General features: G+C 67.5%; 15 protein-coding genes. 7 read left to right on the top strand and 8 right to left on the bottom strand.

Annotation, left to right across the window (positions count from 1 at the left end; genetic code table 11):
- Nucleotides 1-194 precede the first annotated feature (194 nt).
- The gene (locus GD429_RS37660) at nt 195-1,013 is read left to right on the top strand and encodes a multidrug ABC transporter ATPase (RefSeq protein ID WP_152864980.1); all 819 of its coding nucleotides are present in this window, start codon (nt 195-197) and stop codon (nt 1,011-1,013) included.
- A gap of 17 nt (nt 1,014-1,030) precedes the next feature.
- Here the strand turns inward: GD429_RS37660 and GD429_RS37665 are convergent, their stop codons facing one another.
- Nucleotides 1,031-2,182: an acyltransferase family protein gene (locus GD429_RS37665; protein ID WP_152864982.1), complete on the bottom strand. Its 1,152-nt coding sequence runs from the start codon at nt 2,180-2,182 to the stop codon at nt 1,031-1,033.
- A 331-nt stretch (nt 2,183-2,513) separates the two neighbouring features.
- Between GD429_RS37665 and pip the strand changes: the two genes are divergently transcribed.
- A complete protein-coding gene (pip, locus tag GD429_RS37670; protein WP_321575121.1) occupies nt 2,514-3,446 on the top strand; it encodes a prolyl aminopeptidase in 933 nt (310 codons plus the stop codon).
- Between the two features lie 70 nt (nt 3,447-3,516).
- Here the strand turns inward: pip and GD429_RS37675 are convergent, their stop codons facing one another.
- The 7 genes from GD429_RS37675 to GD429_RS37705 form a co-directional block, all read right to left on the bottom strand.
- Nucleotides 3,517-3,789, bottom strand: a complete 273-nt coding sequence (locus GD429_RS37675) for a hypothetical protein (protein WP_034179800.1) — start codon at nt 3,787-3,789, stop codon at nt 3,517-3,519.
- Between the two features lie 184 nt (nt 3,790-3,973).
- Nucleotides 3,974-5,017 carry a transglutaminase family protein gene (locus GD429_RS37680; RefSeq protein WP_152864984.1) on the bottom strand — a complete coding sequence of 348 codons (1,044 nt, stop codon included), beginning with the start codon at nt 5,015-5,017 and terminating at the stop codon, nt 3,974-3,976.
- Nucleotides 5,011-7,617, bottom strand: a complete 2,607-nt coding sequence (locus tag GD429_RS37685) for a circularly permuted type 2 ATP-grasp protein (protein WP_152865025.1) — start codon at nt 7,615-7,617, stop codon at nt 5,011-5,013. The genes GD429_RS37680 and GD429_RS37685 overlap by 7 nt, the downstream gene beginning before the upstream one ends.
- A gap of 213 nt (nt 7,618-7,830) precedes the next feature.
- Nucleotides 7,831-11,262 carry a DUF2126 domain-containing protein gene (locus GD429_RS37690; RefSeq protein WP_152864986.1) on the bottom strand — a complete coding sequence of 1,144 codons (3,432 nt, stop codon included), beginning with the start codon at nt 11,260-11,262 and terminating at the stop codon, nt 7,831-7,833.
- Between the two features lie 93 nt (nt 11,263-11,355).
- A complete protein-coding gene (locus GD429_RS37695) occupies nt 11,356-12,351 on the bottom strand; it encodes a transglutaminase family protein (RefSeq protein ID WP_152864988.1) in 996 nt (331 codons plus the stop codon).
- Between the two features lie 8 nt (nt 12,352-12,359).
- On the bottom strand, nt 12,360-13,301 hold the full coding sequence (locus tag GD429_RS37700; protein WP_152864990.1) for an alpha-E domain-containing protein: 942 nt from the start codon (nt 13,299-13,301) through the stop codon (nt 12,360-12,362).
- Nucleotides 13,302-13,366: 65 nt separating this feature from the next.
- Entirely contained in the window at nt 13,367-14,782 is a 1,416-nt protein-coding gene (locus GD429_RS37705; protein WP_193727315.1) for a circularly permuted type 2 ATP-grasp protein, read from the bottom strand.
- A 589-nt stretch (nt 14,783-15,371) separates the two neighbouring features.
- On the opposite strand from GD429_RS37705, the gene GD429_RS37710 reads away from it, so the two are divergent.
- From GD429_RS37710 to pgaA, 5 genes are all read left to right on the top strand, one after another.
- Nucleotides 15,372-16,367: a LysR substrate-binding domain-containing protein gene (locus tag GD429_RS37710; protein WP_152864994.1), complete on the top strand. Its 996-nt coding sequence runs from the start codon at nt 15,372-15,374 to the stop codon at nt 16,365-16,367.
- Nucleotides 16,368-16,383: 16 nt separating this feature from the next.
- Entirely contained in the window at nt 16,384-16,755 is a 372-nt protein-coding gene (locus tag GD429_RS37715; RefSeq protein ID WP_152864996.1) for a hypothetical protein, read from the top strand.
- Nucleotides 16,756-17,085: 330 nt separating this feature from the next.
- Nucleotides 17,086-17,496, top strand: coding sequence for a hypothetical protein (locus GD429_RS37720; protein WP_152864998.1), 411 nt, complete (start codon nt 17,086-17,088; stop codon nt 17,494-17,496).
- Between the two features lie 63 nt (nt 17,497-17,559).
- A complete protein-coding gene (locus GD429_RS37725; protein WP_152865000.1) occupies nt 17,560-18,360 on the top strand; it encodes a hypothetical protein in 801 nt (266 codons plus the stop codon).
- A gap of 102 nt (nt 18,361-18,462) precedes the next feature.
- Nucleotides 18,463-20,790, top strand: a complete 2,328-nt coding sequence (gene pgaA / locus GD429_RS37730) for a poly-beta-1,6 N-acetyl-D-glucosamine export porin PgaA (protein WP_321575122.1) — start codon at nt 18,463-18,465, stop codon at nt 20,788-20,790.
- Nucleotides 20,791-20,799: the final 9 nt, after the last annotated feature.

Here is a 20,799-nt window from a genome sequence, read left to right on the forward strand (position 1 = left end):
TGCGCCAGCGCTCCCACATTAGCGCTTTCTGGCTGTCTGTATAGTAGATCCGCCGTCTCTGTTTCATTGCAACACTCCTCGCTGCTATGCAGCCTCAAGTGTGTTGCATCGACGGGTTGAATCCGCAGCCGAACACTGACGCTCTACCCCACGCCCCCAGAAAATCTGCGAAATAACCTTTCCCCATCGAGACCATGACAATCCGTCGCCTCATTCCTTTGCTGGCGCTCGCCGCCGCTTCCACCGCTTACGCCACCGACAGCCAACCCTGCGGCGACGACACCGTCACAGCCGTCGCCCGCTGGGCCGGCATCGCAAGCGCACGCATCGCCACGCGCGACGCGGACCGGCTCGTCGTCGCGTCGGCATGCAAGGTCATGCCGAACGAGCCGGGCACGACGATCGCGGCCGTCGCGTTCGATTCGCTTCCGAAAAGCAAGAACCCGGACGAAAGCAGCAAGCTGCAAGTCGTTGCGCTCGTCGAGGGTGGCAAGATCGTGGCGGCCGAGCGGTCGGTGGTTCAGGAAGATGCAGCGACGGAAATCGGCGAGAACAGCTATCGCATCGACACGGCGCCCTACCGGTTATCGCCGGATGTGCGCGCGTTCGGGGTCGTATTCACGAGCGCCGCGCGCGGGCCGAGTTGCCCCGATGCCGACGCGAGCGAGGAACTGACGCTATGGGTGCGCGACGGCAACCGCATCCGTCCAGTGTTCGGCACCAACCTCTACGGGTGGGTCAGCATCCAGGGCGAAGCCTGCGGCCCGGGCGTCGGCGACGCGAGCAGCGAAGATGCCCGCATGACGATTGCAGTCGAGAAGACGTCGAGCCACGGCTTCGCCGATCTGTCGATCACAGCGCACATCACCGGGACGCAGCGCAAGGACCGCGATTACGCGGAGACGGGCAAGCGCACCGCGCGCACGATCGTCCACTACGACGGCAAGTCGTACGGGGTCGATATGTTCCGGAACTTCTGGTATTCGCCCGCCGCGATGAAGCGCTTCAAGTAAGACTGCGCCCCACGCACCTACTCCACCACCTTCGGCCCGATCGCATCGGTCGGCGCCGGCATCCGCAGTGCGTCATCGCGCACACGTCGCGCCTCGCGCGCCGTATAACGATCCTTCAGCCGCAGGAACGGCTTCTCGACGAGGAAATAACTAGCCGTCGCGGCCAGCAGCGCCCACACGATGCCGAGCGGAAACGCATGCGCGACCGGCAGGTCCGGGTTCGCGAACGGCTGCTGCCACAGATAAAGGCTGAACGAGATCGTGCCGATGAACACGACCGGCCGCGCGCGCAACCAGCGCGCGCACCAGAACTCGCCGCGGAAATTCAGCACGACGATCACGATCGCGATCAGCGCGGCTTCGAGCGTCACGCCGTACGTCGCATTCCAGAAGCCGCCGAGCCGATGTTCGGCGAGCGGCATGCCGAGCAGCACGATGAAGACGATCGCCGTCACGATCTGCGTCTCGCCGCGCCACGAACGAATCCACGCCTCGAGCCGTTCGCGGTTGAGCGACGCATAACAGCCGATCAGGATCGGATCGACACCCGTGTGGAGCATCATCCCGAGCTGCCCGCGCAGCGCCGGTGCAACAAAATACGTGACGGCGCGCACCAGCGGCACGATCAGGATCAACGCGGCAAGCCAGCGCGTGCCGCCGCGGCGGACGCCGTACACGAACAGCAGCGGCCAGAACCAGTAGAACTGCTCCTCGAGCGCGAGCGACCAGAAATGGCCGAGATACCACGCGCCGTCCGGATGCAGCGCGTTGTCGCCGGTCAGCCCGAACCACGCCGAGTAATTCCACAGGTGCAGCGCGGCATACAGCCACTGCCGGCGATCGACGTCGAACCAGCCGGCGAAGGCCACGATCGCGACCGCCGCGAGATAGACATAACAGGCCGGCCAGATCCGCAGCGCGCGGCGCACGTAGAACGACGTCAGCGCGATGCCGCCCGTGCGCGCGAACTCGGCGCGCAGCACGTTGGTGATCAGGAAACCGCTGAGGACGAAGAAGATCAGCACGCCGAGCCGGCCGTCGGCGATCAGCCGCAACGGCGCGTACCAGCCCGTGTAGCCACCCGGCAGCACATGCTCGGCATGGCCGACGACGACCATCGACACCGCGACGGCGCGCAACCCGGTCAACTGCGTGACGCGATGGTTCATCGGCTGGTTCCCGTTGGCACGGTAAAGAAGCAGGAGATAGGCAGGCGCCCCGATTCGGCGCACCGATATGCCGCCGGGATTTTGTATGAAAAATATCGGAATGAAATTGCTTCAAAAATCCCGGAGCGGATACCGGCGACGGCGCGCCGTCTGGCGAGCCGACGCCAGCGGCGGCGAATGGGCATAATGACAAGCCTTGTCCGGCGGCGGCCGGTCCGATGCCCACGCAACGAGTTTTTTGCGGCGCCGCAATATCCCCAGTACCGTGCCCCGCCCGCACACCGGCCCGCGCCTCGTCCGCCTCCTGTCGACCCTCACCCGGAGCCTGCCTGTGTACCCACCGATCGAACCCCACGCCCACGGCCACCTCGACACCGGCGACGGCCATCGCATCTACTGGGAGCGCTGCGGCAACCCGGCCGGCAAGCCCGCCGTGTTCCTGCACGGCGGCCCCGGCGCGGGCTGCAGCCCCGATCATCGCCGCCTGTTCGACCCGGAGCGCTACGACATCCTGCTGTTCGACCAGCGCGGCTGTGGGCGCTCGACGCCGCATGCGAGCCTCGAGAACAACACGACGTGGCATCTGGTCGCCGACATCGAACGCCTGCGCGAGATGGTCGGCGCCGAGCAATGGCTCGTATTCGGCGGCTCGTGGGGCAGCGCGCTGTCGCTCGCGTACGCGGAAACGCACCCCGAACGCGTGAGCGCGCTGATCGTGCGCGGCATCTTCACGATGCGTCGCGCGGAATTGCTGTGGTACTACCAGGAAGGCGCGTCGTGGCTGTTCCCCGATCTGTGGGAAGCGTTCCTTGCACCGATTCCGGAGGCCGAGCGCGGCGACCTGATGGCCGCCTACCATCGCCGGCTGACGGGCGACGACGAAGCCGCGAAGCTCGAAGCCGCGCGCGCATGGAGCATCTGGGAAGGCCGCACGATCACGCTGCTGCCCGATCCGGCGCTCGCCGAGCACTTCGCGGACGGTCACTACGCGCTCGCGTTCGCGCGGATCGAAAACCACTACTTCGTCAACAAGGGCTTCGTCGAAGAAGGCCAGTTGCTGCGCGACGCGCATCGCCTCGCCGGCATTCCGGGCGTGATCGTGCAAGGCCGCTACGACATCGCAACGCCTGCGCGCACCGCATGGGAACTGTCGAAGGCGTGGCCGGAAGCGACGTTCGAGATCGTGCCCGGCGCCGGGCACGCGTACAACGAGCCGGGGATCCTGCAGGCGCTGCTCGCGGCGACGGACCGGTTCGCCGCGTAATCGACGCAACACAACGCAAAGCAACGCGGCGCGTGCAGCCATAGATGCCGGCACGCGCCGCGCCGCGCGATCAAAGCGCGGTTTCGACGATCGTCCTGCCGCTGATCGCCCGCTCGACGAGCTGCTCGTCGCCGACCTTGCGGATCGCGTCGTCGAGCAGCCCTTCCGGCTCTTCGGTCGCCACCTTCAGCAGGCCCGACAGGCCGCGCGCGTCGAGCACCACCAGCGTTTCCATCGAATCCGCGCGGCTCACGAGCACGCGGCGCAACGCCGGCCCCGCGCCGAAGCTCGCGCAGAGCGCAATCGTCTCGCTGCCGAGCGTGTAGTCGAAGTTCTTGATCATGATCTGTCGCCGTTGCTGGGGAATGGCGAGGCGCGACGGCGCGGCGCCGTGACGTCGACGCACCCGCGCGTGCCGCCGGCGCCGGACCGAAGCTCGATCCGTTCGCCGGCACGATCATGCTAGGCGTGCAGAATTAACGAAGACTTAAACGGCGAATCGCCCGGGCGGGCGGCATCGCACGACATCACGGCGTGTCGAGCGGCTCGACCGTCACGCCGACCTTCAGCTCCTGATCCGCGCCGCCGCCGCGAATCACGCCGCGCAGCGGCGTCACGTCCGCATAGTCGCGGCCGATCGACAGCATCACGTAGTCGTCGCCCGGCGCGCGGTCGTTGGTCGGATCGAGCTGCAGCCAGCCGTTGTCCTCGGGCCACGCCGGGTCGTACACGTCGACCCACGCATGCGACGCGTCGGCGCCGATCAGCCGCGGCTGCCCGGGCGGCGGCTGCGTGAGCAGATAACCGCTCACGTAACGCGCGGCCAGCCCGAGCGAACGCAGCGCGCCGATCATCACGTGCGCGAAATCCTGGCAGACGCCCTTGCGCAATCGCAGCGCATCGAGTGCGGACGTCGTGATGTCGGTGCTGTTCGGCATGTACGCAAAATCGGCGTGCACGCGCCGCATCAGGTCCCATGCGGCCTGCACGAGCGGCCGCTGCGGCGTGAAGCTCGCGGCCGCATACGCGGCGAGTTCGGCGTCGCACGCGACATGCGGCGAAGCAAACACGAATTCGCTCGCCGCGTCGTAAGGCTGCCTCGCGCGGAACCGCAAGCGGTCGCGCACGGCTTCCCAAGCAGTCGCGTGCTTTCCGTCGGGATGCGCGATCGCGGGCGGCGGCTCGCCGCGCGCACCGAGCGACCACACGGGCGGCGTCACGCGCACCGTGCTGCGGCTGCGCACGAGCAGCGCGTCGTGCGGCTGGTTCAGCGCGAACGATGCGCGCGCGTTGCCGAACGCGTCGATCTCCGTGCAGATCGATTCCGGCGCGGGCTGGATGTCGAGCGAGAACGACAGCACCTGCTGGCGCGGCGTCGCGAGCGGTTGCAGGCGCGCCTGGTGCTGTGCCGATTCGACGCGCGCCGCGTAACGGTATTCGGTATCGTGCGTGACGCGCAGCAATCGGCCGTGCGCAATGGCGGTGGGGGCGGCCGGCGCGGCCGGTGCCGCTGCCTGTCGTCCGTTGCCGGAACCGGGCGGCGTTTTCGTCGTGCCTTTCGTCGTCACCATAACGTCCTGCCCGCCTCGCGCACGTGGCTGAAATAACGCTCGCCGATCCGGTTCGACAGCTCCCAGACCGCCTTCACCGTCGCGTCGAGCAGATCGAGCAGCTTGTCGTGCCGGCCGCCGTCGGCGGTTTCGCACAGCTCGTGCAGCGACCACGCGGGCACGTTCGGAATCGTCTCGGCCAGTTCGGACAGTGCATAGCCCTCGCTGCGCTCGACCTTCGCCAACCGGCCGCGCAGCGCCTGCACGACCCAGCCGAGCGAGCGCGGGTTGTCGGTATCGAGCACGACGAGCGACAGCAGCGGCGCGACGTCGAAGCCGCGCTGGAACCGCGAGCGGAACGTGATCGTGCTGTCGAACAGCTCCAGCACGAGCTCGAAGCCGTCCTGCCGGTACACGGCGCCTTCGTCGAATGCGAACTTCAGCACGCTGCACAGGAAGTCCAGCCGGTCGATCTGCCGGCCGATCGACAGCAGCCGCCAGCCGTCGTCGCGTGTCATGTGGTCGGTCTGCGCGCCCGTGATCGCGCCGAGCAGCAGGCCGAGGCGTTCCAGCAGTTGCAGCGCCTCGTTGCCGATCTGCTCGTCGGCTTCCGGATGGTCGGCGCTGTCGGCGAACAGTTGCGTCGCGTCGTCGATCAGCCGCCACTGATCGCTCGACAGCCGTTCGCGGATCGCGGCGGCGGCGCCGCGCATCCCGAACAGGCACGATGCGATTCCCGACGTGCGATCGGCGCCGCGCGTCAACGACGTCGCGAGCGCGTGCTGGAACGCGCGCGGCGCATCGACCGCGTTCGGCGTATCGGCCGCTATCAGGCCCGTGTCGCGGCACAGCGTGTCGAGCAGCTCCAGATGCGCGGGGCTGTCGACGTCGTCCTCGCCGCGCAGCCGTTCGAGCGCGGCGCGCGCGAGGCGCATCAGGTTGGTCGCGCGCTCGGTGTAGCGGCCGAGCCAGAACAGGTTCTCGGCCGCGCGGCTCGCGATCGCGCGCGGCCGCTCGACGAGATCGTCGGGGCCGAGGTGCGTCTGCAGCAGCGTCGTCGAATCGACGATGCCTTCGGTCATCACCCACGTATCGACGGTGCTGCCGCCGCGCGGCATCGGCGCGTTGAACAGCGTGTCGCGCGTGCCGACCCGCGACAGCCCGCCCGGCAGGAGCCGCCAGCGCTGCGCGCCGTCGGCGAGCGCGAACACGCGCAGCAGCAGCGGCTTCGGCACGATGCGCGCGCCGCCGTTGCCTTCGGGCGTGCCGTGCCCCGGCCAGGTCGGCGCCTGCGACAGCGGCAGGTCGGCCTGCACCGTGTAGTGTTCGGGCCGCGCGAGTATCCGCGCGCGCCAGTCGGCAAGCTGCGCCTGCGTGAGCCGCGCGCCGATCACCGGATCGAACGGGCCGCCCGCCTGCACGTCGGCCGGATACGACGCCTTCACGATGCCGCGCGCGAGCTGCGGCAGCGCGTCGTCGCACGCGGCCGCCTCGCCGCACCACCACGAATGCACGGCCGGCAGCGTCAGCGTTTCGCCGAGCAAGCCTTCCGCGAGACGCGGCATGAAGCCGAGCATGGCCGGCGATTCGAGGAAACCCGAGCCCGGCGCGTTCGCGAGCAGCACGTTGCCCGCGCGCACGGCCTGCAGCAGCCCCGGCACGCCGAGCATCGAATCGGGCCGCAGTTCGAGCGGATCGAGCCATGCATCGTCGACGCGCCGCAGGATGCCGTGCACGGGTTCGAGCCCGCGCAGCGTCTTCAGGAATACGCGGTTGTCGCGCGCGGTCAGGTCGCCGCCCTCGACGAGCGTGAGGCCGAGGTAGCGCGCGAGATACGCATGCTCGAAATACGTCGCGCTGTGCGGCCCCGGCGTCAGCAGCACGATCCGCGAATTCTTGGCGGCCGGGCTGAGCGCCTGCATGCTCTGCAGCAGCGCGCGGTACGCGGACGCGAGCCGCTGCACGCGCAGCCCGCGAAACCCGCGCGGAAAGAGCCGCGACACGATCAGCCGGTTTTCGAGCAGGTAGCCGAGCCCGGCCGCGCCCTGCGTGTGCTGCGCGACGATCCGCCACTGCCCGTCCGGGCCGCGCGCGAGATCGAACGCGACGACGTGCAGCCACGTGTCGCCCGGCACGCGCGCGCCGCGCATCGCGCGCAGGTAGCCCGGATGGCCGGTCACGAGCGCGGGCGGCAGCAGCCCGCGCTGCAGGATCGTCTGCGGCCCGTACAGGTCGGCCATCGTCGCGTTGAGCAGCCGCACGCGCTGCAGCACGCCGCGTTCGATCGCGACCCAGTCCTCCGGCGTGACGATCAGCGGCAGCAGGTCGAGCGACCACGGGCCGGCCGCGCCGTCGCCGGCGCGCTGCTCGTGCAACTGGTAGAACAGGCCGTTCTCGCGCATGCGCCGGTGCAGCGCATCGGCGCGGCGATCGAGGTCGGCCACGCCGTCGCTGCCGATCGATGTGAAGAAACTGCGCCATGCGGGCGCGAGCGCAGGCGCGTTCAGGCCGGCCGCGCTGCCGCGCAGTTCGTCATAACGGCCGGCGGCCGCCGGCGCCGCGAGCGCGGCGGCCAGTTCGGCGGCGTCCGGCTGCGCGCCGGTATCGAAAAGCGTGGGCATCGCGTCGGGGTCGGCGAGATGGTCGGAGTGAATGGGCTGCACGGTGTCGTTTCGTCGTCAGGGTACGGGCGCGCATGCACGCCGCCGCACGAGCGGCGGGCCGCGGCGCGCGGCCGCGATCTGCCCGCATCCTAGCATTCCGGCGGGGCCGCGATCGGCCGGCGCGCCGGGAGGTCGCGAACCGCGCATCGTCGTCCCCCCTTCATCTGCCCGTCACGGCCGCCGCAGGTCGAGCGTGAACGGGAATTCACGGCTCGGCGCGGCGGCCGACACATCCATCCGCCCCGGCGTGTGCCCCATCTCGACGAAGCGCGCGAGCCGGCGGCTCTCGGCCTCGTACGCATTGACGGGGAACGTCGCGTAGTTGCGCCCGCCCGGATGCGCGACGTGATAGCGGCAGCCGCCGAGCGAGCGCTGCAGCCACGTGTCGACGATGTCGAACGTGAGCGGTGCATGCACGCCGATGGTCGGATGCAGCGCCGACGGCGGCGACCACGCCTTGTAGCGCACGCCCGCGACGTATTCGCCGACGGTGCCGGTCGGCTGCAGCGGCAGCGCGCGGCCGTTGACCGTCACGACATGCCGGTTGTCGTTCAGCCCCGTCACGCGCACCTCGAGCCGCTCGACCGACGAATCGACGTAGCGCACCGTGCCGCCGGGCGCGCCCTCCTCGCCCATCACGTGCCACGGCTCCAGCGCGCCGCGCAGCGACAGCTGCATCCCGTTCACCGCGATCTGGCCGAACAGCGGGAAACGGAATTCGAAGTGCGGTGCGAACCATGCCGGATCGAACGCGAAACCGGCATCGCGCAGTTCGGCCAGCACGTCGTCGAAATCCATCTGAAGGAAGGCGGGCAGCATGAAGCGGTCGTGCAGCGCGGTGCCCCAGCGCGTGAGCGGCGTCGTGTACGGCACGGCCCAGAAACGCGCGACCAGCGCGCGCAGCAGCAATTGCTGCACGATGCTCATCCGCGCATGCGGCGGCATCTCGAACGCGCGCAGTTCGAGCAGGCCGAGGCGGCCGGTCGACGAATCGGGCGAATACAGCTTGTCGATGCAGAACTCGCTGCGGTGCGTGTTGCCCGTGACGTCGATCAGCAGGTTGCGCAGCACGCGATCGACGAGCCACGGCGGCATGTCCTGCCCGTACAGCAGCTTGTTGCGCTGGATCTCCGCGAATGCGATGTCCAGTTCGTAGAGCTGATCGTTGCGCGCCTCGTCGACGCGCGGCGCCTGGCTCGTCGGCCCGATGAACAGCCCGGAGAACAGGTACGACAGCGACGGATGGTTGTGCCAGTACGCAATCAGGCTCGCGAGCAGGTCCGGGCGGCGCAGGAACGGGCTGTCGGCGGGCGTCGCGCCGCCGAGCACGAAGTGATTGCCGCCGCCCGTGCCGACGTGGCGGCCGTCGACCATGAACTTCTCGCTGCACAGCCGCGACTGCCATGCGGCGTCGTACAGGAATTCGGTCTGATCGACGAGCTCGTCGAAGCTCCTGGCCGGATGGATGTTCACCTCGATCACGCCGGGATCGGGCGTCACCTGCAGCAGCTTCAGCCGCGCGTCGCGCGGCGGCGGATAGCCCTCGAGCACGAGCTTCACGCCGAGCGCGTGCGCGGTCAGCTCGATCGCGCCGAGCAGGTCGAGATAATCCTCGAGCGCGGCGAGCGGCGGCATGAACAAGTACAGGATGCCGTTGCGCACTTCGACGCACAGCGCGGTGCGTGTGATCCATGCGGCCGATTCGAAGCGCTCGGGCCGGCGCTGCGGATCGTGCGCATGCGCGGCATGCCGCCCGTTGGCCGTGTCGTCGTTGCGCCACTGCATCACGGTCTGCGCGGACGCTTCGCGATGCACGCCGGACAGGTAGCGCGGCGCATCGGCCGGGCCGGTATAGCGCGCGCGGATGGCGGCGGCTTCCGGCAGCGCGGCGCGCGGCGCGAACGGATCGCGCTCGACCAGGTATGGATGATCGGCGCGGGCGGCCCATGGCAGCGAATCGAGCGGCAGCCGATAGCCCATCCGCGAATCGCCGGGCACGAGGTACATCCGCTCGTCGCGGAAGAACCACGGGCCCGTCTCCCAGCGCGGGCCGTCGAGGCCCGGCCGATGGCCCCCCCCCGCGTCGTCCGTACGCTTGACCGGCAGCACGTAGCCGACCACGCTGTCGAGCTGCTGCTCGAACACCTTGCGCAGCCGCGCGCGTTCGAGCTCGTCGTCGAGGCGCGAGTCGAACGGATCGACGTTGACCGGCAGCCGGCGTTCGCGCCACAGGTAATACCAGACGTCCTCGTAGCCGGGGCGGATGAATTCGCCGGTCAGGTTCAGCCGCGCGGCCAGCGCATCGATGAAGCGCTTCGCGTCGTCGGTCGTATGCGCGGACGGCTCGCGCTCGTCGGCGAACAGCGACGGATCGTGCCACACCGGCTGGCCGTCCGCGCGCCAGAAGATCGACAGCGCCCAGCGCGGCAGCTGCTCGCCCGGATACCACTTGCCCTGCCCGAAATGCAGGAAGCCGCCGTCGCCGTATTCGGCGCGCAGCCGCTGCACGAGTTCGGTCGCATAACCACGCTTGGTCGGGCCGAGCGCATCGGTGTTCCATTCAGCGCCATCGCGATCGTCGATCGACACGAAGGTCGGCTCGCCGCCCTGCGTGAGCCGCACGTCGCCGGCCGCCAGCGCGCCGTCGACCTGCGTGCCGAGCGTGCGCACGGCCTCCCATTGCGACTCCGTATACGGCTTCGTCACGCGCGGCGATTCGTACACGCGCGTTACCGCCATCTCGTGCTCGAACGACACCTCGCATTCGTCGATCAGCCCTTCGACCGGCGCGGCGCTCGTCGGCTGCGGCGTGCACGCGAGCGGGATATGCCCTTCGCCGGCGAGCAGGCCCGACGTCGGATCGAAGCCGATCCATCCGGCACCGGGCAGGTAGACCTCGCACCACGCGTGCAGGTCGGTGAAGTCGACCGACGTGCCGCTCGGGCCGTCGAGCGACTTCACGTCCGGCGTGAGCTGGATCAGGTAGCCCGACACGAAGCGCGCGGCGATGCCGAGATGGCGGCAAAGCTGCACGAGCAGCCACGCGCTGTCGCGGCACGAGCCGGATGCGAGTTCCAGCGTCTGTACGGGCGTCTGCACGCCCGGCTCCATCCGCACCAGATAACCGATGTCGCGCTGAAGCTGCTGGTTCAGCGCGACGAGGAAGTTCACGGTGCCGGCCGGCGTGCGGTCGACGCCGTCGACATACGCGCGGAACAGCGGCGACGCACTCGTCTGCGGATCGCATGCGAGATACGGCGCGAGCTCGGTCTTCAGCGCGTCGTCATAGCTGAACGGGTATTGGTCCGCGCTCGCTTCCAGGAAGAAGTCGAACGGGTTGTACACCGACATCTCGGCGACGAGATCGATCGCGACCTCGAAGTACTCCGTGCGCTCCGGAAACACGAGCCGCGCGAGATAGTTCGAGAACGGGTCCTGCTGCCAGTTGATGAAATGCTGCGCGGGCTCGACCGTCATCGAATACGCGAGGATCGGCGTCCGGCAGTGCGGCGCGGGCCGCAAGCGCACGACCTGCGGGCCGAGGTTGACGAGCCGGTCGTAGCGATAGCGGGTGGTGTGATGCAGCGCGACGTGAATGGACATGGGAGCTCGATTCGGGTTGGGCCGGCCGCGCACGCCGCGTCGCTATCGACGCGGCGGCCCGGCATGGCGGATTCGGCGAAAGCGCGCGTCGGGTCAGACGAGTTCGGGCGTCTGCACGACGCTGATCTCGACGCCCACGGCCGTCGCACCGAGTCCCGTCACCGGCTGCGCGTCGCGATAGTCGAGGCCGACCGCGATGCGCACGTAGCGCTCGTCCGGGCAACGGTTCATGAACGGATCGAACCCGACCCAGCCGAGCCCTTCGACATAAGCCTCGGCCCACGCATGGCCGGCCGGCTGCTGCATCAGCGCGGCGGCTTGCGGCTGCGCGCCGAGCGCCGCCTGCGACTGCCCCTGGGACTGAGTCTGCGACTGCGACTGCGCGGCATGCGACGCGCCGAGCACCTGCTGCATGCCCTCGCCGCTCTGCAACGCGAGCGCTTCCTCGTCTTCGTCGTCACCCGCGTTCTGCTTCGCGTCGGCGATGCGCTGCATCGCGCTGTCGGCGAGCACGTAGCCCGAGATATAGCGTGCGGGAATCTTCAGCGAGCGTGCGGCCGCGATGAACGCGTGCGCATGGTCGCGGCTCGTGCCCTCGCCGTTTTGCAGCGCGGTTTCCGCATCGACGGGCGCGTCGGCGGCCAGGTTCGGTGCGTATGCGATGCGGCCGTGCACTTCCGTCATCAGCCAGTGCAGTGCGTCGAGGCCGCGCGGCTCGATCGGCAGCGCTTGCGCGAGCGCACGCACGGTGTCGCCCGCCTTCGTGAGCGCGGTCTCGCGCTCGAAGATCCACGGCGGCGCATAACCTTCCGGATTGCCGAGAATGCCCGCGCGGTCCTGCGTCTCGACGACGCCGGCCGCGACGACGACGATCTCGGCCTTCGCGCCGCGGTCGTGACGCACGAGGTCGATCCGGTTGCCGAGCCCGTCGGCGTACGACAGCGTCGGCTCGACGCCGTCGATCGTGACCTGCCACGCGCGCACCGTCTGCCCGGGCCCGGACTGCGGGCGCAGCCGCAGCCGTTGCAGCGCATGGGTGGCTTGATCGTCGAACTGATAACGCGAGATGTGTCGGATGGCGAGTCGCATGGCAAGTCTCAGTCGAAGTTGTAGGCCTGGGCGATTTCGAGCCCGAGGCTGTTGTTGCGGCCGATGAAGTCGGTCAGGAACTCGTGCAGTCCGCTCTTGAAGATCCGCTCGACCGAGGTATCGGACAGCATCTGCAGAATCTTCGTGGCCGTGTCGTGACACGGGTGTGTCACGCCGTAATCCTTCGCGAGCAGGTTCAGGCTCGACACGACACGCCCGTAGCAATAACGCAGCGAGCGCGGCATGCGGCCGTTCAGGATCAGGTAGTCGGCGATGTTCATCGGCTTGTACTGCACGTCGTACACCCAGCGGTACGAACGGTGTGCGGCCACGCAGCGCAGGATCGTCTCCCACTGGTAGTTGTCGAGGATCGTGCCCACGTGCGACACCGACGGCAGCAGCAGGTGGTACTTCACGTCGATGATCCGCGCGGTGTTGTCCGCGCGCTCGACGAACGCGCCGATCTGCGCGAAATCGAAGATCTCGTTGCGCAGCATCGTGCTGTAGAAGCTGCCGAGGATCAGCGCGGTTTCGCGCTTCACCTCGTCGAGCACCGCCGGCAGCTCGCTTTCCGGCACCGGCCGCTCGAATGCGCGGCGCAGCGCGAGCCACGCGCCGTTCACGCTCTCCCACGCCTCGCGCGTCAGCGCCGTGCGCACCATCCGCGCGTTCGAGCGCGCGGCCTCGATGCACGACAGCACGCTCGACGGGTTGTCGCGGTCGCGCAGCAGGTAGTCGGTCACGGTATCGGCCGCATACGCGTCGTATTTCTGCCGGTAGCCTTCGTCGGCGCCCGAGCTGACGAGCACCGACGACCATTCGGCCGGCGCGTCGGACGTGCGCGTGAGCGCCATCCGCAGCCCGGCATCGACGATGCGCGCGATGTTTTCCGCGCGCTCGATATAGCGGTACATCCAGTAGAGACCGCTTGCAGTACGTCCCAGAAGCATCTCGTGTCCACTCCGTCTTCGTTCGTTTCGCGCCTCGCCCGGCGAGGCGCGCGGTCGCCTTCGGCTCAGTCGGCCAGCACCCAGGTGTCCTTGGTGCCGCCGCCCTGGCTCGAGTTGACGACGAGCGATCCTTCCTTCAGCGCGACGCGCGTGAGCCCGCCCGGCGTGATGCGGATCCGGTCCGACACCAGCACGAACGGCCGCAGGTCGACGTGGCGCGGCGCGAGGCCGGCTTCGGTCAGGATCGGCGTCGTGGACAACGCCAGCGTGGGTTGCGCGATGTAGTTCGCGGGCCGCGCGCGCAGCTTCGCGGCAAACGCCTCGATCTCGGCCTTCGACGCGCACGGCCCGACGAGCATCCCGTAGCCGCCCGAGCCGTGCACTTCCTTCACGACCAGTTCGTCCAGATGCTCGAGCACGTACTTCAGGCTGTCCGCATCGCCGCAGCGCCAGGTCGGCACGTTCTCCAGCAGCGCCTTGCGGCCGGTGTAGAACTCGACGATCTCCGGCATGTACGAGTAGATCGCCTTGTCGTCGGCGATGCCGGTGCCGGGCGCGTTCGCGATCGTGATGTTGCCCGCGCGGTACACGTCCATGATCCCCGCGACGCCGAGCACCGAATCGGGGCAGAACGTGAGCGGATCGAGGAACGCGTCGTCGACGCGCCGGTACAGCACGTCGATCGGCTGGAAGCCTTCGGTCGTGCGCATCGCGACGCGGCCGTCGATCACCTGCAGGTCGCTGCCCTCGACGAGGTGCACGCCCATCTGGTCGGCGAGGAACGAATGTTCGTAGTACGCGGAATTGTGGATGCCGGGCGTCAGCACGGCGATGGTCGGGTTGTCGGCGTTGCCGCCCGGCGGGCATACGGCCGCGAGCGACTGGCGCAGCATCTGCGGATAGGTCTCGACCGGGCGCACCTTCACCTGCTGGAACAGCTCCGGGAAGAGCTGCATCATCGTCTCGCGGTTTTCCAGCATGTACGACACGCCGGACGGCGTGCGCGCGTTGTCCTCCAGCACGTAGAACTCGTTCTCGCCGGTGCGCACGATGTCGACGCCGATGATGTGCGTGTAAACGTTGCCGGGCGGCCGGAAATCGATCATCTCCGGAATGAACGCCTCGTTGTGCGCGATCAGGTGCTTCGGCACGATGCCCGCGCGCACGATCTCCTGGCGGTGGTAGATGTCGTCGAGGAATGCGTTGAGCGCCATCACGCGCTGCTCGATGCCGAGCGACAGCCGGCTCCATTCCGAACCCGAGATGATGCGCGGGACGATATCGAACGGAATCAGCCGCTCGGCGGCCTCCGCGTCGCCGTAAACGGCAAACGTGATGCCCGTCTTGCGGAACACGCCCTCCGCGTCGTGGGCTTTCTGGGCGAGGCTCGCGGGATTCTGCGTGTCGAGCCATTGCTTCAGGCGCGCGTAAGGCGCCCTTACCATGTCGCCGGATTGCAGCATTTCATCGAATGGCTTCATCGATCTTTTCTCCATCGATCGTTTTCCCCGGCATTGCGCATGCCGGACCGGCGTAACGACTACTCTGCAAGGACCGTGCCTTGCGATATCCCCCTTTTTGGGCCGCGCCGGGCATGCCCGCGCGGCAAACCGCACCATTACGGTGCGGCACGCGACGCCGATGGCGGCATCGATGCGCCGCGATCGCGCACGGCCGATGCTGCGCCGCGTCTAACGAACATAGTTCTCCCGCGTGTCACGAATGCGCAATCTGCACTGCACAAAAAAACGGCACGCCTGGAGCGCCGGCCGCCGGAACCAAACAATGGAAAGGCGGGCCGGCACGCACACCGCGCGTGCCGGCCCTGGGGAAGTACCGTCTGCGGCAGCACCGGCAGTTCGACGCGATGAACCAACCGGTTAGCCGGGTCCGGCACCTCAACGCTATGCAGCCGTAATCCCGCCGACAACGCCCATGCATATTTCGACTGACACCCATCGAAAAAAAACATCGGCCCGACCGGCATGAGGCGCGGTACGCTAGAAGGTTCGTGCAGCGAAGCGGCGCCGCCGCCCTCCCGGCGCCCGACTATAAAAAGCGAAGATCGAAATGGAAGCAAAGTGGCTGGAAGATTTCCTGAGCCTTGCGGATACCAAGAGCTTTTCCCGTGCCGCGCGTAACCGGCACCTGACGCAGTCGGCATTCAGCAGACGAATCGCCGCACTCGAAACCTGGATGGACGCGAAGCTGGTCGATCGCAGCATCAACCCGATCACGCTGACGCCGGCCGGCCAGATGTTCCGCGGCCTGGCCGCCGACATCCTGCGCAGCATGTATGCGGCGCGCAATCTCGTGAACGGCTACGACCAGTTCGCGGCCAGCGACCAGGTCGTGCGCTTCGCCGTCGCGCATACGCTCGTCTTCACGCTGTTTCCCGAATGGCTCAAGCAGCTCAACGGCGAGGTCGGCCACGTGACCGCGCGCGTGAACGCGGTGAACGTGCCGGAAGGCGTGCAGCAACTCGTCGAAGGTGAATGCGACCTGCTGCTCGGCTATCACCATCCGCAGTTGCCGATCGTACTCGACCCGAACCACTTCCCGTTCGTCACCCTCGGCGTCGAGCGGATCCTGCCCGTATCGACGCCCGACGCGCGCGGCAAGCCCGTGTTCCAGTTGCCGGGCACGCCCGATGCGCCGCTGCCGCTGCTCGCGTATTCGTCAGGCGCGTTTCTCGGCAACATCGTCGAGATGCTGCTGCTGAATGCGACCGAGCCGTATGCGCTGCACCGGTGCTTCGAGACGCACATGTCCGAGGCACTGAAGGGCATGGTCGTGGCCGGGCACGGGATCGGCTGGCTGCCCGAAAGCTGCGTCGCGAAGGAGCTCGCGAAAGGCACGCTCGTGTGCGCGGGCTCCGGGGACTGGATCACCGAACTGGAAATCCGCCTGTACCGGTCGGCGCGCAAGCGCGGGCTCGCGGCCGAGCAGCTGTGGACCTACATCATGAACCGGCCGCGCCCGGCGATCGAAGGCGCGAGCGGCGCCGAGCAATCAGCCGCGCCGGCGATGCGCATCGCACGGCGAAGCGCGGGCGGCAGCCGCTGACATTCGCGTTCGCGCCGTGTCCGCCCACGGCGCGAACGCGGAAGCGATCCCGGGCAATGCGGCGTTCGCATGCCTGCGCGTCGCGCCGCTTGATCTCGAACGCGCCCTCCTTTCCGCAGCAATCGGCAATCCCGCGCAGCCCGCGAAATCACTTTTCAAGCCCGAAATCGTTACCGAGGAAAATGCAAACGTTTGCGATTCAAAATGGAATCTTTTAATCCTCTCGTATCGCAACAGAATATCTCGTCTTATTTTCAGATCAGAAATACCCCGTTACATAACAAATAAAAAGTTTCTATTTTCATGCAACGAAACGAATATCAAAAAAGAGGTATCTCCCCATTTAAAATCGCGTAATCCGTGTCTGAAATTGATCGCCTCGCCTTGAACACAAACGAAAAAATTTCTTTTATCAGTCGTTATTTTTCGGTACGAATTTCGATACCTCCGACTTGATTCAATGCGTGCTCGATCATCTCTACCGAATTCAATATTCATATCTGGCAATATCGACTTTCTTCAGCGGCAAGCGGATCGCACAAATCCGCCGCAATCTTATTTAAATAGCATCTTTCGCCGCCGTACCATTCAAACCACACGCGGTTGTTGATTCAAAATCCATCGTGTATCAATAGCGTGTCGCAAAAAGAACGTTGGCAAATTTGACTCGGAGACCCGGAATAAATGCGCCTCCATTGATTCCGGACGGGAGGTTGCAATGTCTTCCTCGTTTCGACAACATGCTCGCCCTTTCCTGAGCGTCGTCGTATCCGCGCTCTGCCTGAATGCCACGGCCCAGACGCCCGCGTCCGGTCCCGGCGCAGGCCGCTATGTGATTTCGTATATTTGCGGCGATGCACAAATCGACGGTACGGCGCCGCTTCCCCCCGACGGCCGTCCGTACAACCTCGGCGTGTCGTTCGCGTCGGCCCGAACCGGGCAACCGCTTGCCAACGTACAGGTGCGCCTGAGGCGGCACGGCCGCGTGCTCGTGGAATTCAACGCATCGGGGTCGCGCTGCCTGTTCAGCGTGCCCGAGGCGAGCTATCGGGTCGAAGGCACCTATCAGGGCTCCACGCAGTTCGCGATCGTCGAAACGGGTGTACTCACCACGCAGTTGCGATGGTGAGCGCCGCCTGAATCCGCTCCGATTGCGTCATTCAACACAACGTATCGAATCGAGGAGCATTGAATGACTCGTGCAGAACGACCGGACGACCCGCCCGCCAGCCAGCCGAAACCCTCGTGGGGTCCTGGAAAGAGCGCGGCACTCAGCTTCGTCGCGTTTGCCACGATCTTCGGCATCTTCGCGTATGCCGAGCGGGACACGGTGGTCGGCCATGCCAGCGTGACGCACGACATCTCCGGCGTGATCGGAACCGCCGTCGGGAAATACCGCAACGCGATCGTGGCCGCGACATCCCGCGCAACCGGTGCGTCCGGTGCGCCCGGAACATCGGCCGCGCCGGCGCCGGCGCCAGCGATCGCACAAGCCGCGCCGCCGGCGCCGCCCGAACCGTCCGCATCGGCAACGCCCGAGGTGTCGACGGTACCGCCCGTCACGCTCGCGGCCGAACCGGAGGCCCCGCCACCGGCAGCGCCCCGCACCGCCGCAAAACACCGGCAACCGTCGCACGCGCCGCCCGTGAAACTCGCGGCCAATACGCATGCCGCGCCAGCCCACGGTCGCGCCCACGCACGGCTCGGCGATACGCATCGCGCACCGCGAACCGAGACACTGGCGGGCACGAGAAAGCGCATGGACCTCGCGCCGAAGCCGCAGTCGTACAGCCCCGGCACGGTGCACATGCAGACGGCAAGCGTCACGCACGCGGAACTGGAAGGCGCCCGCGCGCTGGCAAAGGCGCGCTGGTGCGCGCAGATCGACGAATGGAACTGTGTGGAACAAAACGCGAGCCGGGCGCTCGCGATCGACCCGACCAACAGCGAATCGCGCTCGCTGCTCGGGCAGGCGATCCGCAACCGTCTGTGAGCCGGTTCCGCATGGCCGGGCCCTCGCTGCCCGGCCGCACGGCGAGCGGCGGCGTGCATCGTCGGGGCAACCGATGTGATTGTTTCGAAGTGAGGACATACCGTGGCCAACAATCGTAAACAACAATGCACCATCGTCGCTCCGTCCAGCCGGCGGATCCTCCTGCATGCGCCGCTCGTGTTGCTGCTCGTCGCATCCGGCCCCTGCTTCTCCGCCGAAGGCGACACGGAACCGGGCGGCGTCGGCGAAATCGCCGGCACCAACGGTGCGCCGAATCCGAAGCCGCCGGGCGTGCCGACACCGGGCGCGCTCGTGCCGGACGCGTCACCTCCGACTGCGCCGACCCCGATCGCGCAGGCCGCGAGTGCCCAGACGCCGAATGCGCAGGCGCCCGCCGCCCAGGCGCCGACACCGCAGACGCCCGGCGCGCCGATGCCGAATGCGCCGATGCCGAATTCGCAGGCGCCGGGCGCCCAACCGCCAGGTGCCCAGATACCCGACGCCGAAACCCCGAACGCGCAGATGCCCGACCTCCGCACCGCCGACCCGGCCACCATCCGCAACGACGTGTTCGGGCTCGCATCGAGCGGCGGCGCGGTCAAGGCGCTGGAGGAAGCGAAGGCGCGCCCCGACGTCTTTTCCGCCGTCGATCTCGCGCAACTCCAGGAACTGTCGATTCGCCAGCAGGTGCGCGGCGGACGCGACAAGTCGCGCTCGATGACAAGCGCCGACCGCTTCGACGGGCTCGACAGCGCATTGCGCGCCGCGGACGACCTCGACAAGCGAATGCCGGCCACGCCCGAGTATTCGCCGGTCAGGACGGCGCTCGCCGGCGACCGGACGATCGCCTACGCGGCGCGCGGCAACATGAAGACGGCAGTCGCGACGTTCGAGACGATTCCGCCCGACGCCGAAATCTCGATCGACGCGCTGGCGGCCGTCGGCGACGCGTACCTGTACCTGAGCGAACCGGGCAAGGCCAACGCCGTGTACCAGCGCGCACTGAAGCAGGCGACCGCGTCGTCGACGGACAGTGCGACGCGCGGCTTCCAGTACGGCGCGCGCACGCGTCCGATCGAATTGCGCGAGGGACTGTTCTGGTCGTACGTCGACCAGGGACGCGCGGCGGACGCGAGCCAGGTGCTCGACGAAATCGGCAAATCGCTGCCGCCGGCCGACCAGGTGCGGTCGTGGGGCCCGGAAAACGACGACTACCTGCGCTACTACCGGCTGCAGGCGCAATACCTGATCTACACGGGCCGGGTGGACGAAGGGATCGCGGCGCTGGAAAAGCTCGAGAAGGAAGTGCCGTTCAATGCCGAGGTCCGCGCCGCGCACGCCGACGCCGTATCGGGCCAGTCGCATCCGCGCCAGGCGATCGCGATGTATCGCGCGTCGCTGACCGACCACCCGGACAGCGTGGAGATGCTCGCCGGGCTCGGCCGCGCATCGCTGACGGCCAACGACTACGCGACCGCGAAGAGCGTCGACCAGACCTTCGACAACACGTTCCCGGACAGCGGCGCCGTGCGCACGTTCAAGCGCGACTACAACGCGTACCGCAGCCCCGTGTTCACGACCGACCTGAGCTTCGAGCACGGCAACAGCGCATTGGCCGACAACAGCTTCTCGTCGGACAGCTATGTGTATTCGCAACCGTTCGGCGACAACTGGCGCGTGTTTGCCCACACGTTCTTCGGCCATGCGCAAACCGACGCCGGCAGCATCAGCCGCACGCGCACGGGTGTCGGCGGCGACTACCGGCACGGGCCGCTGACGATCCTGGGCGAAGTCACGCGCTCGCTCGGCAGCGACGGTCGAACCGGCGGCCGCGGCTCCATCACGTACAACCTCAACGATTACTGGACGGTCAGCGGCGCGCTCGACTCCAACGACAACACGTTGCCGTGGAAGGCGTATGTCGCGCACATCTGGGGCCGCTCCGCGAACGTCGAGGTGGTGTATCGCCAGAACGACCGCCGCGAAGTCAAGCTGAGCTACGGCGTAAGCCGCTACAGCGATTCGAACCTGCACCAGGAAATTTCCGCGACCGGCACGCAGCGCGTGTACACGTCCGCGAACCAGCTCGTCAACGTGTCGCTGAATCTCGGCACCGACAGCAACACGCGGCAGGACGCGCCCTACTTCAGCCCGCGCCGCGACTATGCGGCCGCGGCGACCGTCATGCATCAGTTGACGCTGTGGAAGAAGGGCGACATGTCGTTGCAGCAGCGCCTGTCGGCGTCCGGCGGCGTGTACAACGAGCGCGGCTTCGGCACCAGCCCGCTGTGGAGCGCCCGCCTCGAGCACGCCTGGACGTTCAAGCACGACATCACGCTGACCTACGGTGTCGAGGTCAGCAGCCATGCGTACGACGGCCAGCGCGAGCGTTCCGAAACCGGCTTCCTGTCGCTCAACCTGCCGTTTTAGCAAGGAGCT

Origin of the sequence: Burkholderia sp. BE17, assembly GCF_009362305.1 — a bacterium.
Classification (GTDB): Bacteria; Pseudomonadota; Gammaproteobacteria; order Burkholderiales; family Burkholderiaceae; genus Burkholderia; species Burkholderia pyrrocinia_C.